Source organism: Paenibacillus pectinilyticus (genome assembly GCF_001700435.1).
Lineage (GTDB): Bacteria > Bacillota > Bacilli > Paenibacillales > NBRC-103111 > Paenibacillus_E > Paenibacillus_E pectinilyticus.
Genome location: NZ_LYPC01000016.1, coordinates 107501 through 124682 on the forward strand (window position 1 = coordinate 107501; position 17182 = coordinate 124682).

Sequence of the window (17182 nt, forward strand, 5' to 3'; positions counted from 1 at the left end):
CGTGACTTAGCCCATTTCTTTGAATTTACCAGGTGTTATACCTTCGTATTTCTTAAACACCCGGATAAAGGTAGCTGCTTCATTATAACCGACGAGCTTAGCAATCTCCGAAATCGATTCTTTTCTGCTTCCCATCATCTTCTTCGCTTGTTCAATGCGCCACTTGGAAATGTAATCCAACAGCCCTTCTCCGGTCTGTTCCTTGAACAATTTGGAGATATAGCTGCCTTTCAATTCAAATCGTTCACCAATTGTATTGACGCTTAAATTGGCGTCATGATAATGCTCAGCAATATACGTCATCACGTTGCTAATCAGATCACGCAATGTTTCCGTCCGCTCTTTGGTTAGATTGGATTCCACTTTGGCCGCCGCAAAAAGGCATACTTCTTGCAGCAAGGTTTGAAGTTCGTTCTGCATCTCCGCGAAAGTATCGCAGGCAATAATATTTTCCATCCATAACGGATTATTTCCCAAGAAGCCGCTATCTCTCTCACCAAGCTCATTAATCGCCTTCACCATCGTGCCCACTAAATTAAAAATGAGGCATTTGGCCAACGTTAAAGAAACAAACGGTTTGTTAAAATTGCGTTCGGTCACATCGTTCATGAACGACGATGCCTGGCTAAAATCGCCAACTTTGATCAGATTAATAATCTGCTGTTCCACCTGAAGCGGATAATAATAGCCTAACTGAGACTTATCATCCGCATCTCTGCGCAAATCGTCATAGGCGATAATTTCCTTTTTGCCAATAATCAATTTATATTCCATTGCATCTATAGCCTCCTGGTAAGCCACCGCCACTCCAGGTAAAGATTTATGAATCCCGCCAATGGATAAGGTCAAATCCATCCGAAACCGGATGAGAAACCGTTGTGCTTCAGATGCGACCCACACCAAATCTTCATTCAAATCAGACGTCTCTGTCTGCCCAAAATTAATTAAACAGGCCATCATCTCGTCCATTTCGACGACGTACCCGGCATGGTACCGCTGCCCAACCAGTTCCTCTACGACATTGGTGATGATAAATTGAATCAGCTTGCGCCGCTCATTGAGATCCATGCCAGGCAGATTCGAATGCAGCGTTTCATGATTTTCGACAGCGAATAAAATAACGGCAAATTTGTTAGAGATGAGTTCAATATCGAAGGATTGGAAGGCCTCCTCATAGGAGATCAGTGTATCCATTTTCCCCTTCATCAGACGACTGAGCATATTGGATCGCAAGATATGATGGTGAGATTGCAGCTGCTGCGCTATCTTCTCTTTTTCATCACGCGTCTGGAAGATTTCGTTCTGAATCAAATGGAGCTCATTCCCGTCGACTCTGTCCGTAAGCGGATTTCGATCTGATATGGATTTCACCAATTGCCGAATCGGCGAATAGTTGCGTCGCAGGAAGAACCACGTCAACACACCCGCTCCCATGATGCTGATGACAATACTGATATACGTAAATTTGCGAACGTACTCCGCTTTCTGCCAATACGTATTGCTGGGAATCAATAATACATATTTCAAGTCGGATATTTCGGACTGCGTATAGAAAAGCTCTAAATTCCCGCTCCCTGACAGTGAATTCACATGATCCGCATCTTTCAACTGCTGCACGATCACATTTTCTTTATCCGTCACTGGTAAGTTGGACATGAGAACTTGATTGTCATGGTTAAGAATTAAAATTTGACCGCCATTAAATAAGGAGATACTTTCCATGGCTTTCTGGAACCGTTGCATATCCGCCATGACGACGACCGTACCCGCTTGTTTACCATTCAAATCCTTTGGCAAATGCGTGATATGCGCAATCGAAGATTGCGGACTGGCCGCATCTACATGCGGCAGCAGTACGAACTCATTATTTGGCGCATTGTTCATCGTGTCCAGCCATTGCTCGTAACGCAGCGTCCCGGTATTGTGAATCGTTTCAAAAGCCGTTCGTTTATCACGGACATTGCCGGGCCTCAATACAGAAGACTCCTGGTCCCAGGTAACATAGAATTCATCGATGGTGGCATAGGAGGTCTGATACGTCCGAAGCTCTTTTACCAGCTGAAAAGCAAGAAATTGTGCTTCGCTTGCTGGCTTGGTCGAATACATTAAGGTCTGAAGTGTCGTATTCCAGGAAATTTCCATATTCAGACGTTTCATTAAATCAATTTGTGTATCTATAGAATATCGGACCTGCTTCAGCAATGAATCATTCGCCCGATGGATTTCGCTTTTCAACGCTTCACTAGATTGCGAATAAATGATTAAACTCATGATCATCGGTATGAATAACACAGCGCTATAAGAGATCAGCCAGGTAAAAATAATACTCTTTCTTTTCTTCCAAAGCATATGGAGATTCACATGGTTCTCCTCCCAAAAGTTGCGTGATATATGTATGAAGGGTCGTCTCCACGTCTCCTCATTATATCAATAAAAGCAGGGGGAGGAATGTCCAAAAAGAGGAATTGGATAGACGAAATAGCAAATAGAAGCCCATTTAGCGGCTTCTTTGCTCCTACACTATCCCTTTAACGAACCAACCATAACCCCTTTGACAAAGAACCGCTGCACGAACGGATAGACGCATAAGATCGGTAATGTCGCCACTACAATGGTCGCATATTTAATCGTCTCCGCCATTTGAAAGCGATCACCTGCATCGGCTCCAGCGGACATACCGTCCGTTGAATTCGCAATCAAGATCTCACGCAGCACCAGCTGCAAGGGGAACAACTCCCGGCTTTTGATAAACACCGAGGCGTAGAACCAGCCGTTCCATTTATCCACCGCGTAATAGAGAATCATTACAGCAATAACCGGCATGGAAAGTGGAATGATGATGCGAAACAGAATCGTGAAATGGTTCGCGCCATCGATTTTCGCCGACTCCTCCAAGCTGTCTGGGATTCCCATAAAGGCTGTGCGCATAATAATTAGATTAAACGTGCCGATGGAAAAGGGAATAATGGTCGCCCATAAGGTGTCGAGCAGACCGATATTTTTTACAACCAGATACAACGGAATGAGTCCGCCATTGAAAAACATGGTGAAGACGATGATCATCATAAAAGCTTTGTTCCAGATGACATTTTTCCTCGAAAGCACATAAGCCCCTATGGCCGTCATGAATAAATTCACGACTACGCCTGCTACGAGAATAAACAAGGTATTCCGGTAACCAATTAAAATACCTGGATTGTTCATCACATTTTTGTATGCTTCCAAACTAAAGCCGAGCGGTCGGTACAAAACTCCCTTAAACGCAATCAGTCTGCTTGCATCACTTAAGGAAGCCATGAGGACGTAGAGCAGCGGATATAAGGTAACAACAACAAGGAATATTAGTACTGCATAAATACCGATATCGAACGATCTTTCCAGTAAACCAGGTCCTTTTTTCATCACTTTCACCTCACCATAAACTGCTTTTATTGACTTTGCGGCTAATATAATTGGCTGATACCAGCAGTACAAGATTAATTACCGAGTTGAATAACCCAACGGCTGAGCTGTAACTCCAACCGAACTCCAGCAAACCTTTCCGATATACGAAGGAAGAAATAACGTCAGCGGTATCGTAAGTGACCGGATTGTAGAGCAGAATGATTTTCTCAAAGCCTACATTCAGTAAATTCCCCATTCGCAAAATAAACATGATGGTGATCGTCGGCATAATACCAGGCAGCGTAATATGAAGGATTTGCTTCCAACGACTAGCTCCATCCATTCTGGCCGCTTCATACTGCTCCTGATCAATGCTCATGAGGGCAGCGATATAAATAATCGACTCCCAGCCAATCCGTTGCCAAATTTCCGATAAAATATAGATGGAGCGGAACAATTCTGGCTTCTGCAGCATCGCTTGTCCGTCGTAGCCCACCAGCATGAATAACCTGTTAATGATGCCGTCGGCATTGGTGAAATCTGTAATAATCCCGCAGATGACGACGAGTGAAATAAAGTAAGGCATATACGTAATCGTTTGCGCGACACGCTTAAACATCTTGCTGCGAACTTCATTTATGAGTAATGCCAAAATAATTGGCGCAGGAAATTCGAAAATAAGGGAATACAGACTAATAACGACCGTATTTTTTAGGATTCGCCAGAAATAATAACTGCCAAAAAAATCTTTGAAATGAGCAAAACCGACCCATTCACTGCCCAATATTCCTTTCATAGGCGAGTATTCCTTGAAAGCAATCAATGCACCGTACATAGGCGCGTAGTGGAAAATAACATAATAGGCGATCACCGGGATCATCATGATGTATAAATATTTATTCAGCTTAAAGTCGCGCACATATTTGTTCGCAACTGCCTTCGGTTTGCGTGTTTGCATTTGCTGGATCGGCTCAGCCTTCGCCATGTTCGTCGTCACCTCTATTCTAGCGGATAGAGAGGGCAGAAATGCCCTCCCTCCTATTCAATGTTATTAGCGTTTGTTAAAACGATCGTAAGCGGATTTTTGAATTTCAATGGCACGATCCAATTTTAACGATTTCATTTTAGCCACATAAGAATCAAACTGATCAACCTTCTCATTCCCCAAAATAATTTTGAGCGTCATTTCATCCACCAACGTATTGATATCGTTCATAATTTTGGCGTACTCCGTGCTCTCATCCGGTGTTGGGGTAACCGGCGGCAAGTTGTACTTCTCAGCGTCCGTCTTCTTCCAAATGTTAACCGCGTCTCGCTGCGTTTGCATCGTGAAGAACTGTTCAGCATACCGCTTATCTTGTACGAATGGCCCGTTGTAGCTGCCACGCGTATACAAGGAGATCGCTTGCGCAGGAGCTAATTTATCTGGGTTTTTGAGCAGCAAATCTGTATATTTCGGATATCCGCTCTCATCCTTGTAGCTGACACCTTCCGTCCCAAAATTGAAGAACATGTGCCCTTCATCGCCATATCCATAGTCTAGCAATTTAGCCGCAAGTGCCGGATCTTTGGCCTTCGTAGAAATCGCCACCATACCGCCGGAGTCAAAAGCTGAACCGCGCTGACCAAATTTAGGCGTATCTCCTTTTTTCAAAACAGGATACGGAGCCGCAACCAATTGCGCCTTCGGATCTTTACCTTGAACCAGCGGCTGCCATTTGCCGATACCGCCTCCCGCATTCCCGATACTAGCTCCCGTTGCTCCTGAGGCAAACCCGCCATCCAGTGCTTTGTTATCGGCAGTCGCGATGTTTTTATCCAGAAGACCTTCTTGATACCATTGATGGAACAAATTCAGATAGTCTTTGTACCCGCTTTCTGCAGGGCCGAATTTAATCTCACCATTTTCCAGATAGAAATTGCGGTTGACGCCGAAAGCACCTAGAAACGCGCCATTATACGATTCATTGAAGAAACGAGGCTTACTTACAAAAGATAGCGGAGCTGCCGCGCCTTTTTTCTCTTTGAACGCTCTTAAAGCAGCTGTCCACTCATCGATCGTCTCCGGTACAGGCAGCCCCAGCTCATCCAACCAATCCTTACGGATAATAGGTCCTTGGAACACTTGCAGATAATCATCACCTCTTATAAAAGGAAATGCGTAGTAGCTGCCATTGTCCGTTTTGATCAATTTATCTACTTCAGGATGCTCCTTCAAATACTTCTTCAAATTCGGCGCATATTTATCAAACAGGTCATTCAGCTTCAGAATGTAGCCATCCTTGATCGCTTTCTCTGGGCCGCCAGGGAAATCATTCAGGAAGTTGTACTCGATCATATCCGGCAAATCGCCAGATGCGAGCATGACGTTAAGAGTTTCCTTCACTTGACCCGTAGGCGGTGCTGTGAACTTCACGGGTACGCCCGTTTTCTTCTGCCAGTCTTGGAAAAAAGGCACTTCGCTGTGTGAAGTTTTCACACCCGTCAGATTCCCGTTCAACTCTCCCCAATAGGTCAGTGTTTTATCTGTTTGGATCGGATATGTTGTTGCTGTCGTAGCTGCAGGCGCTTGAGTGTCTGTTGTTGTTACTTTCGTATCTGTCTGCGAAGAACACGCGATTAACGTTGTGCCCATCATCATGACAGCTACTGTGGAAGCTAGCATTTTCTTCATTTTAATGACCCTCCAAATGTGTAATAGGAAACGTGAGATGCATCTCTTTCCTAAGACTAAGCGAATCGACCACTGTTCGATATGAGCAAAAACCGAAAACACATGATGATTTCAACAGCAGGAATGGACGATTTCGGTAATTCGATGGATGAAAAGGGAAAACGACATGCCAATTTACTACGTACGACAGTCGTTGGTTTTGAAAACATGAAATTTTCAACTTTTTATAAGAGAATATTCTACTCTCTCTTGGAGGAAAAAAAGCTAAGCTACATGTAGGCATGACACTTGAAATGGGAAAGGAGCGTGTGCTACCAGGATTTAATGAATGCGCTTTCAGATCTACTCACAGCAAGATGAATATCACTTTGAACCAAAAAAACGAATGTACATGGAGGTCCAAATTCATGAAACTTGCTGGTTTATCTTTCAACATGCGTCTGGTTTCGCTGTTCACCACTGCTTCCATCCTCTCATCCAGTCTGGTGATGGGTACAGCTATGGCCAGTTCAACCAGTCATTCCTTTAATACGGGGACGGGTGCCCTAAATGTGGATTATGCCAGCTACTTAGCCAAGCATGATGTCGTGTTCAATGCTCCGGTAACCGACACCAAGAGTGGATTAACCGTCGGCAATGGCCGAGTAGGCGGCATGGTCTGGAATACGGCCGGCGGACTTACGATGCAGGTTTCGGGCGTAGATGCTTCAGAAGAAGGCTTTGCTTCATCGGGGTTGGTCAATCTCTACACGAATCCTGGGCTGGATACGAGCTATACGACTTATCAACAGCGGCTATCTTTGTACGATGGATTGGTCACAACGAAGTATGATTCGAATCGCACCGTGACGATTCTGGGGTCCCCGAATTCCGAGGTCATGGGCATCCATGTGGACGACAGCCGAACGGGCTTATCCAGCGTGGCGCTAGATTTGAGCCTGTGGGATGTGAGTACATTCGGCGGCGGCGATGTCCCGGATATTACTACATGGCGGACGGTTTCCACATTTGCAGATCCGACGGTTGTTGGGTTAAGCCGGGGACAAACGGATGCGAATCATTTCGGATACACGTTGGCAGCAACGGTTGAAGGGGCAAGCTTTACAACGCAGGCGGTTAATGGCAGTAAGGTGCGTTTGAACATAACGCCTTCTTCGAGCTATACGATTTGGATCGCTAGTGCAAGCAGGCTCAATGCCCCCAGCTTTGATTCCGTTAACCAGGCTAAGAATGTACTTAACTCGGTGAAGAGCACTGGTTACGCGACGACCTTGACCAATTACAAAAACTGGTGGCACAGCTTCTGGAGCAAATCCTTTGTCCAGTATTCGAATGCCTCTGGTGATGCCGATTACTTGGAGAATTTCTATTACCTTAGCACTTACATCATCGCAGCAGGTGCGTATGGCAATTATCCGTTTCATTTTATCAATGGCGTATTCAGCGGGGTTAATGATAACGACAGCGGCAAATGGAGCAATGCCTACTGGTATTGGAATCAACGAGATGTCTACCATTCGTTCCTCGCTTCGAATCATCCGGAAATCGTTAACACCTTTAACAATATGTATAGCCGTAACTTCACTACGCTTAAAAGTTACACCAATACCCGCTATGCCATTGACGGCATCTGGGTACCAGAGACGATGGGCTGGAACGCAAGCGCAGCAGGCACCATCGGCAGTGACTACACGAAGAACATTTTCTCCACCGGCGCTGAAGCTGCCCTCAATATGTACAATCAATATAAATACACCAATGACTCTACTTACCTCAGCGGTACGGCCTACCCCTTCATGAAAGAAGTCGCCAAATTCTACGCAGCTAAGCTTTCTTTCAACAGCACAACTGGGAAATATTATATGGCCTCCTCCAATGCGCACGAACAATATTGGAATGTGCAAAATGCCTTAACTGATCTGGCCGCTGTACGCAGCTTATTCCCGGTTACGATCCAAACCAGCCAAACCTTGGGCCTCGACAGCACGCTGCGCACCCAGTGGCAAACTATTTTAGATAATTTAGTCGCCTATCCGGTTGATCCGAACGATGCTACGAAATATTTCCCGCATACGCCGCCGCTTTCCACAAATCGCAATGATGAGAATACGGTCGCTGAGCTGGCTTGGCCTTACAGTGTGACGGGTATCGGTGCTCCCGATTACCAAATGGCGGTCAATAGCTTCAACAGCAGGCCATACGGCTATGGGGACAATGTCTGGGATCCCGCTCCGATTCAAGCGGCACGGCTTGGCTTGGGCGATGGCGCTTATCAAGGTATGAAAACGATGGTCCAGAAGTATCAGGACTATCCGAATGGGCGCACCACAAATACGAACGGTGAGTTCGAATATATGGGCGTGAACCTGTCTGCGATGAACGAATCGCTGCTGCAAAGCTACAATGACAAGATCCGCGTTTTCCCTGCGCTTCCGACGGACACCAGCTTCAATAGCAAGTTCACCCTGCTCGCGAGCGGCGGCTTCCTCGTCAGCTCTGAGCGGGAAAGCAGCGAAATCAAATATATCGGCCTCAAGAGCCTCTATGGCAAAACAGCTACCGTTGTGAATCCATGGGGTACCCAGCAGGTACAAGTTAGAAGAATGTCCGATAATGCCATCGTGCTGACATCTTCAAGCAGTGAGTTCAATTTTGCTACAGCGGCCAATACGGTCTATGTTGTTGAGAGGACTGCTAAGCAGCTTAGCAGCTACACGTATGGAGCCCTGACAGGCACAAGCAATACGGGGATTAAAACGGTGACCTACAACGGTGTCCCTCGTTCTCTGGGAAGTGCGGCCCCTTACGTGGGACCGAAACCTACGTTCTATCCGAACAGCGGCTTTGGCGGTACAGGTGTTTCCCTGCCTCCAGGCAGCTACAGCATCTCACAAATGCAAGCGGCCGGGATTGCCAATGACAGCATCTCTTCCATCCAAGTGCCGGCGGGCATTACGGTTGTAGCCTATGGTGACGGTGCTTTCGACGGACCATCTTGGACCTTTACGGCTGATAACAGCAATTTAGCAAGCACGGGGAATGACAATGCCATCTCCTCGTTCAAAATCACAGCAACTGCTGTATCCGGTGTAACCTTTTACCCGAATGCGAGCTATGGCGGTACCGGCGTGACCTTCGCCCCTGGCAACTACACCTTGGCGCAAATGGTCGCCGCGGGCATGCCAAATGACGCGATCTCGTCCCTCAAGGTGCCGGCTGGCCGAACGGTTATCGCGTACGCGGATGACAATTATTCCGGTGCGTCTTGGACGTTCACAGCGGATAATAGCAACCTTGCTGCAACAGGAAATGATAACGTGATTTCATCGTTCAAGATTCAGTAAGTGCGGCTAAGATGTATTTTTGCAGTTTTTAGTTCCATCTTCGTAACCGCTCCTCCACCTTTCTACATTGGCTCCAAAGTGAACTGCCCTCCGTTTGTTAGCTCATACTAACAAACGGAGGGCAGTTTTTACTTTGAGAAAGTCCTGGGCATCATCATAACCACTCCCTTCGTATGCTTTGCGCCCATTCAGGGCACGCTAAAACGCATGGTAATGTAAGGGAATTGGAGGGATTGACATGATTGAGCAAATCCGTGCTGAATTGAATAATCCGTCTGACCTCTTCTACGAAACCCTTGACAATGGGTATTTGCAAATGGAATTAGTCTACTTTCCATCTCTCTGTGACCAAGCTTTGATCAAGAATGGATTGACGGTACCTTACTCGTATTGTTTCAATCCAGAGGAATTCGATCGTATGCTAAATGCAAATCCTGCTTTCCACAGGGTCGGACTTCACGAACATTGGGCTGGGTTACTGCTCAAAGGTACGGTTCTCTTCCAGCTAGAAGATGGCATTTATCGATATGATGTCCAGCGAAAATTTCAGGACAAGCCCGATACGGTTCAGGTGGAGGTTGCACTTCAAGGGCCTCAAACCGCACTTACCGAGGACTTGGATATGAATATAAGTCTCATACGGATGCGATATAACGCGACAACCCTTTGTGTGGAGGAACGTAATCTAGGTCGGATTTCCAAGACGCGAATTGCCTTACTCTATGACAAAAATCTTGTCAACGAAGACGTTCTCTCGTTATTAAACGAACGCTTGGCCAAAATCGACATCTCACTTCTTCAGGCCTCCGGCCAACTGATGCAGACATTATCGGGTCGCAGACACCGATTCTTCCCCATCATTCTTCAAACCGAGCGGCCCGATCGCATAGCCGCTACGCTCGATCGGGGAAAAATCGCCATACTGCAGGATGGAAGCCGCTTTGGCCTGCTGTTACCAGTTCGGATCTTCGACTTCCTGCACGCAATGGATGATGATTATGAATCTTATTGGATGAGTAAATTTCTACTTGTCCTTCGCTATTTTGCCATGCTTTTAACCATCACACTCCCTGCCCTGTATATCGCTATTGTCTCTTATAATCCTGAGGTGCTGCGTGTGCAGTTGACATTGTCAATCGCCGGAAGCCGAGTTGTTGTCCCTTATCCCTCCTTCATTGAAGTGATCATCATGTTATTCATGATTGAAGCCTTGAATGAAGCCAGTCTTAGGCTCCCCCGATATATTGGTTCAACAGCTACAACCGTTGGCGGCTTGATCTTAGGGCAAGCCATTCAACAAGCAGGACTAGTCAGCTCGATTATGATTATTGTGACATCTGTGGTGGCGATTTCCAATTTCGTCATCCCTAATAACAGCTTCGGATACTCCGTACGGTTCATCAAATATATTTTCGTAGTAGCTTCTATCTTCTATGGACTGCTTGGGGTGGTGGTATTCTTTTTCATTTTAATAGCCTATTGGTGCAATTTGAGAAGCTTCGGTCAACCCTATTTAGCGCTTTATGTGCCAAAGCTTGAGGCAAAAATGCACCATCATGGAAAGAAGGCGAAGTAACGCATGTCCCGTTACACTTACTATCACGTGCTCTATGTCGGCATGATCAATATTATGATGTTCGTCCCGTCCCTGCTTATTAAAGATCGTTTCAATGGTGCCGTTTCCGGGATGCTCATTGCGATGGTCATTGGCACGATTGTCTCCCTCAGCACGATGGCATGTTTTGAAAAGTTTCCAGGCTTGGGGTTTCCTGAGCTTTGTTCTCGTTATACCCCAAAATGGTTTACGCAAATCCATGTCTTAACCGCGCTCCTCATCTGGTTACCCGGCGGCATGATAGCGATTTATGCGTATTCCGAAACCGTTCGCATGTTTTTCTACCCAGACATGAATCCATATCTGAACATGCTGCTAATGATCCTTGCCGCTACATGGTCCTGCAGCAGGTCTACGCGTACAGTCCAATTTATTCATGAAATCATGGTACTTCTAAGCTCTCCTTTTATCCTTTTTTTTCTCATGAAGGCGGTGTTTAACGATCGTATCAACTGGGATGCCATTCGCTATGTCGCTGGTTATATCAACAAACCCCCGTCTTTTATGACCATTGCGGCCTCCACTTTTTTGTTCTCTGGCTACATTAGTCTTCTCATCTTCAATCGCTTGCACACAGAGGGGTTCCGTTTTCGTTTTCGCTGGGTCGTCCCCTTTTTCGGCATTGTGTTCTTAATTGTTACCTTTTTTGTTCCGATCGGCTTTCATGGCACAGTTGGGGTTGAGGATTATGTGTACCTCTGGAGTATGACCGCGGACTCCATGATATTGGAATACGGATTCATTAATCGGGTCTTATTCGTCTTTCTGCTCCTCTTTACGGGGTTATCTCTCCTGTTCGTCATGAACACCTGGCATACCACGATCATGCTGATTCGTTATGCCCTACATAGATCCGTTGCTGTTGAAGAGGACCCTGTCCCTATGATTAACATTTGGTTAGCATTAGCCATAGGAGCGCTCACCCTCTTGTTAATGAAATTCCTCAATTTGGAAAAAAACCAGATCATCTCTAAAATCTGGCTCGTCAGTCGATTTTTTATAGAGATTTACTTCCTAGGCCTGATGCTCTATTTCGTATGGAGGCGAAAGAAGGAACAATCATGCGCGTGAAAATAATGCTATCTTGCCTTACCCTCCTCATCTGCTCTGTGATTCTTGGCGGGTGTGGCTTTAAAGACATCGATAAGCGATTCTTCGTCGTCGCCATGGGGGTCGATTGGACAGGGAAGGAGGATAAGCCTTACCTCGTCACCCTTCGCCTAGCGATTCCCGCTTCCAAAGTGGGGGAAGGCTTAGCTGAGAGCCAGGTGGAGCAACTAGAATCGAAAAGCATTGCCGAAGCGGTTAGAAATCTCAAAGCCCATGTGGATAAAGAGCTTGATTTCGGACATTGCCGTGTTTTCCTATTTGGCGATAGTTTAATGAAACATTCGTTGGATGAGCCCTTGAATTGGCTTAGTAGAAGACGCGACATCCAATTGATTTCTTACGTAGCCATTGCCGAGCCGAATGCCAATAAATTATTGAAATCGAATCCAACAACGGAGCGGTTAGCAGGAAACTCTTTCTTCCTCACCTTTGGTAAAGAGGGCACCGTCTCACCTTACACAGTGACGGCCCTATTGTTCGACTGCTTCCGGCGCTTTAAGGAAAAAGGACTGGACCCCTTTCTACCCCTTATCAGCTTCGATGGGGATTCCTACGTTGTCGAGCATCTGGCCCTATTTAATAAAACCGGTGAGCAGCTCATACTGGATCCCAAACAATCACAGCTTTTTAATATGAGTGCGAACTCGTTCAGTAAATCAGGGATCCAGACAATCTACCGAGGGGAAGAATTGGCTTTCTACATCGAGCAGGTCTCTCGGCATGTTACGATTGTGAAGGGGGCGGTACCTACCGTACAAATGAAGTTCAAACTCAACGGTTTAGTCGAACAAGCGGTGTCAGACGTGAATATTCAAGAAGTCCAGCAGTTGCTCGAACAGCATGTGAACCAAAAAGTAGAGGAGCTGCTTTATAAAATCCGGGATGCTCACGTGGATCCCTACGGCTTCGGGCTGCATTATCTCGCGCAATATTTTGGCAAAGAGAAAGATTGGGATTATTGGCAATCGGTCTATCCGGAAGTCAAGTTCAAGGTTGAAACGCATGTAACTGTGAATAGTACGGGGCTGGTTCATTGACACCGGATTAAAAAAAGCTTAACACCATTAACATTTCTGTTGATAGCGTTAAGCTTTTGGTTTTTTTTAAACCTTAGATATACTTGATCAAAATGCTTTCAACATGCTCCAAATGCTCGCGCATCGCCGCGGAAGCCAGCACGGGATCGCCGCTGACGATCGCTTCATAAATCACTTTATGTTCCTTCAAAAGTTGAAGGGCCACTTCCTGATTCGCATACAATTCCGCGCGGCGGATATCGCGAATCATCATTTCCATCGCATTGCGGATCGAGTCACATGTCTGCACCATGATCGCGTTGTGCGTTGCTTGGACAAGCAGCTCATGGAAAGCAAGATCCGTTCGTTCACCCGCCTCGTCGTCGCCTACGGATCTCTCCATCTCCTGCATGATGAGCTTCAGCTGTGCGAGATCCTCGGGCGTTCTCTTTCGCGCTGCGATCGCTGCGATCGAAATCTCCAGCGATTGTCTCACTTCCATCAGCTCGAGAAGTGTCGTCCGATTCATCCGCAGCGATGTCCACTCAGGCAGTGACACTTCCGAAGGTGCCTGCCGAATGACACGGCACGCGCCGCCTTGGCGAATCTCGATGAGTCCCATCGCTTTCAAGGCGCTAAGGGCCTCCCTCATCGTGGAACGCCCGACGCCGAAGCGCTCGGACAGCTCTTTGGTGGAAGGGAGCTTATCCCCCATCTTCAATTGACCCTGCACAATCATATCTTTGATTTGCTGGGCAATCTCATCATAATGATTCTGTTTCTGCAGCTTCGTAACTTCCATAGGGTACCTCTTCTATCGCAGTCTATCCGATAAGCAGCACGTGCACAATTCCTGGGCCATGCACACCGATGGTCAAATCATTCTCAATGTCCGCCGAACGGCTGGGTCCTGAGATGAAGTGAATGCCGGCAGGCAGGTCTTTTCTTGCTATCTGATCGAGAGGAGCGAGAATTTCGCCTAGTCTCGTGTGCAATCGTTCAATCGGCAGCAGGACGATCAATGCCGTAGGAAGCAGGCTGACCGATCGGCCTTTTTCTTTTGATGATAACACAGTTAACGATCCCGTGTAAGCCGCCCCATGGTCAGCAAGGACAATGCCGAGATCGGCATTCGCTGCGCTGGCCTTCCAGTTGGTGTCCTCATCCGTATTCCATATGGAGAGGTCGATATTCGGGAGAGCTTGGTCAAGCTCCAACGCGTGAAGCTCAGCTTGATCCTGGTGGATGACACGTTTGATACTTAACGTGTTAACGAGCTCTTGGATGGCTGCTTTCGCCCCGTCCATCGAAGGGACTCTGACGACGTGCCCACCTGCGGCATGGAAGTTCGCCGTGAAGTTCTCTACGCGTTCCTCTGGGGACCAGTTGAACGCTTTCCAGCTATCCGAAGCTCCTTGGAAAGGATGCGCAGGCTTCTCGATAACGCGAGGGCGTCCCAGCTTCTGTGCGATGCCTTGGATGAAACGTTCTTGTTCCGCCAGAGACTGCTGATCCAGCTGGTTTAACTTCGTATGCCATTCTGGCGCAATGTCGCGTTTAGCCATGATGATGTCCTCCCTTTTTGCCCCGTGCAGCCAATGCGTCAGCCATCCTTGCTTGGATAGCAGGATCGGCCTCCGTCAACCCATGGCGAATTTCTTGCTCTAGTGTTTTCCAGCCGTCGCGGAAGGAAGCCTTCGGTAAGCTTGGCGCTACCCGATAGGTGTTCCACCCCTTGAGCGGGCCGACTTTGAGGCGGATGCCGCCATCGCGAACGACTAGCTTCTGGCCAATGCGGCCCAGCTTGAGGACAGCGTTGAAACGCTTCGCATTGCCCAGCACCGCAGCAAAGCCTTTCATCCCCGCGGCCTCGATCTTATCACCATGGCCGGCTTCGACCTTGCGGCGACGCAGCGACACGAGCATGTCGTGCAGCGGAATCTTCACCGGGCAGGCCTCATAGCAGGCACCGCAAAGGCTTGAAGCGTTGGCGATGTCGTCCCATTCCGCCACGTTTTTCTTGAGCGCTGGCGTGAGCACCGCGCCGATCGGGCCGCTGTACGTGCCGCCATAGGCATGGCCGCCGATATGGCGGTACACCGGGCAGGCGTTCAGGCACGCGCCGCAGCGAATGCAGTTGAGCAGCTCTTGGAACTCGGGGTCGCCGAGCTGCTGCGAGCGCCCGTTGTCGACGATGATGATGTGCATCTCTTCCGGACCATCCGCATCGGCGTCTCTGCGCGGGCCTGTGATACCGGACATATACACAGTCAGCTTCTGACCTGTTGCTGAACGTGGGAGCAAGGTCGCCATGACCTCAAGATCCGCCCACGTTGGAATAATACGCTCCATCCCCATGAGCGTGATCTGTGTCTTGGGCACCGTCGTGACCATGCGGGCGTTGCCTTCATTTTCAAACAAGACCATCGATCCGCTCTCCGCAATGGCAAAATTACAGCCCGTCATTCCAATATCGGCTTCCAGGAATTTCTCTCTTAATTTCTTCCGTACATAGCCAGCCAGAATCGTCGTATCCGGGGCCAATGTCTCCCCCGCATCCTTCGATAATAGCTCGGCGATTTGATATCTATTTTTGTGAATAGCTGGAATGATGATATGTGAAGGTGTTTCGTCGGCCAGCTGAATGATGTACTCACCGAGATCCGTCTCAATCGCTTCAACTCCGATGGAAGCCAGCGCTTTGTTCAAATGCAGCTCCTCGGTCACCATTGACTTGGATTTCACGACGGTTTTTGCTTGTTTTGCAGCTGCGATTTCCAAGGAAATTTTAACAGCCTCCACGTCCGTATCCGCAAAATGCACATGAACCCCGTTCGCTCGCGCATTGTTCGCAAATGTCGTTAAGTAATAATCCAAATGCGCGATCGTATGCAGCCGAATTTGTCTGCCGCGCTCGCGCCAGTCATCCCAGTTGCCGTGGTCTGCCGCTGCTTTAAGCTTACCGCCGCGTAAACGCTCCGTCGTAAACTTGACCGCTTTACGCAGAAACTCGTCATTCAGCGCAAGATCCGCCCGCTCTTTAACCGTTGACTTACCCTCCGTGTGACTCATACGCGCTTCACTCCTTCATACAACAGCTCAGCTAGATGCATCACTCTCACTGGCTCATTCCGATAGCGCAGATTCCCCGCAATATTCATCAGGCAGGCCATATCCAGGCCGACCAGCACCTCAGCTTCGGTTTCCTTCACATGGTCAACTTTCTCCTGCACCATCGCGCCAGAAATATCCGCCATTTTCACCGCAAATGTACCGCCAAATCCACAGCAATCCTCAGCAAAAGGAAGCGGTACAAGCTCCAAATCCTTCACACCTTGGAGAAGCGCCAGCGGCTCCGCCTTAACACCGAGTAGTCTGCTGCCGTGGCAGGACGGATGGTACGTAACTTTATGTGGAAACACAGCACCCAAGTCCGTGATCCCTAGGACACTAACTAGGAACTGTGTAAATTCATAGGTTTTGTTCTGGAGCTGATTCGCTTTCTCTAACCACTCCGGTTCATCCTTAAATAGATTCGCATAGTGATGAATCATATACGTGCAAGAGCCCGATGGTGATATCACAAAATCACTATCCTCAAAAGCCGTAAGCAGCGTCTTCGCCGTTGTTCTTGCCTCGTCCCAGTAACCGCTGTTATAGGCCGGTTGACCGCAGCATGTTTGCACCTTGGGCAACTCTAAGAGAACACCGTAATGCCCGAGCAATCGCGCGATCGCTTCGCCCACCTTGGGATATAGTGCATCGCTTAGACACGTAATAAATAAGGAAACCTTCATGAGAAGCCCCACTTTCTTTTCGTAAACTTATCAGGTTGTCAGACAAGTTGAGTTTACCATAAAACCCCTTCGCTTGAGAAGGGGTTTGTGGGGGAATGCGTGAAATAAACTTGTGACCGTTAGCTTATGACGAGCTTGCTCCTTTTCTTTCCACACTAAAATCCGCTCTGCGCCCACTTAAGATCAGCCTGCCAAAACTAGCTACTCCAACACACGATTTCCATCAATATGAGCACCTGCAC

The 17182-nt window shown here is 47.7% G+C and carries 12 protein-coding genes; 4 read left to right on the forward strand and 8 right to left on the reverse strand.

Annotated features, from left to right (window positions below; all coding sequences use genetic code 11):
• Positions 1-6: 6 nt before the first annotated feature.
• The 4 genes from A8709_RS12560 to A8709_RS12575 form a co-directional block, all read right to left on the reverse strand.
• A complete protein-coding gene (locus A8709_RS12560) occupies positions 7-2361 on the reverse strand; it encodes an AraC family transcriptional regulator (protein ID WP_244163173.1) in 2355 nt (784 codons plus the stop codon).
• A 159-nt stretch (positions 2362-2520) separates the two neighbouring features.
• On the reverse strand, positions 2521-3402 hold the full coding sequence (locus A8709_RS12565; RefSeq protein ID WP_065852742.1) for a carbohydrate ABC transporter permease: 882 nt from the start codon (positions 3400-3402) through the stop codon (positions 2521-2523).
• Positions 3403-3412: 10 nt separating this feature from the next.
• Complete coding sequence (locus A8709_RS12570) at positions 3413-4342, reverse strand: ABC transporter permease (protein WP_065852827.1); 930 nt, start codon at positions 4340-4342, stop codon at positions 3413-3415.
• Positions 4343-4435: 93 nt separating this feature from the next.
• Positions 4436-6058 (reverse strand): extracellular solute-binding protein, encoded by a 1623-nt coding sequence (locus A8709_RS12575; protein WP_065852743.1) that lies wholly within the window; start codon positions 6056-6058, stop codon positions 4436-4438.
• A 407-nt stretch (positions 6059-6465) separates the two neighbouring features.
• Between A8709_RS12575 and A8709_RS12580 the strand changes: the two genes are divergently transcribed.
• From A8709_RS12580 to A8709_RS12595, 4 genes are all read left to right on the forward strand, one after another.
• Positions 6466-9402 carry a glycosyl hydrolase family 95 catalytic domain-containing protein gene (locus tag A8709_RS12580; RefSeq protein ID WP_141692516.1) on the forward strand — a complete coding sequence of 979 codons (2937 nt, stop codon included), beginning with the start codon at positions 6466-6468 and terminating at the stop codon, positions 9400-9402.
• 238 nt (positions 9403-9640) lie between these two features.
• A complete protein-coding gene (locus A8709_RS12585) occupies positions 9641-10978 on the forward strand; it encodes a spore germination protein (protein WP_065852744.1) in 1338 nt (445 codons plus the stop codon).
• A 3-nt stretch (positions 10979-10981) separates the two neighbouring features.
• Positions 10982-12088: a hypothetical protein gene (locus A8709_RS12590; RefSeq protein ID WP_065852745.1), complete on the forward strand. Its 1107-nt coding sequence runs from the start codon at positions 10982-10984 to the stop codon at positions 12086-12088.
• Positions 12079-13164, forward strand: coding sequence for a Ger(x)C family spore germination protein (locus tag A8709_RS12595; protein ID WP_065852746.1), 1086 nt, complete (start codon positions 12079-12081; stop codon positions 13162-13164). Before A8709_RS12590 ends, A8709_RS12595 begins: the two co-directional genes overlap by 10 nt.
• Before the next feature lie 73 nt (positions 13165-13237).
• Here A8709_RS12595 and A8709_RS12600 read toward each other — a convergent pair whose 3' ends face one another.
• From A8709_RS12600 to A8709_RS12615, 4 genes are read right to left on the reverse strand one after another with little or no spacing between them, the layout of a single operon-like run.
• Positions 13238-13945 carry a FadR/GntR family transcriptional regulator gene (locus tag A8709_RS12600; protein WP_065852747.1) on the reverse strand — a complete coding sequence of 236 codons (708 nt, stop codon included), beginning with the start codon at positions 13943-13945 and terminating at the stop codon, positions 13238-13240.
• 22 nt (positions 13946-13967) lie between these two features.
• Positions 13968-14708: a LutC/YkgG family protein gene (locus tag A8709_RS12605; protein ID WP_065852748.1), complete on the reverse strand. Its 741-nt coding sequence runs from the start codon at positions 14706-14708 to the stop codon at positions 13968-13970.
• Positions 14701-16215, reverse strand: a complete 1515-nt coding sequence (locus A8709_RS12610; protein ID WP_065852749.1) for a LutB/LldF family L-lactate oxidation iron-sulfur protein — start codon at positions 16213-16215, stop codon at positions 14701-14703. Before A8709_RS12610 ends, A8709_RS12605 begins: the two co-directional genes overlap by 8 nt.
• The gene (locus A8709_RS12615) at positions 16212-16940 is read right to left on the reverse strand and encodes a (Fe-S)-binding protein (protein ID WP_065852750.1); all 729 of its coding nucleotides are present in this window, start codon (positions 16938-16940) and stop codon (positions 16212-16214) included. Before A8709_RS12615 ends, A8709_RS12610 begins: the two co-directional genes overlap by 4 nt.
• Positions 16941-17182: the final 242 nt, after the last annotated feature.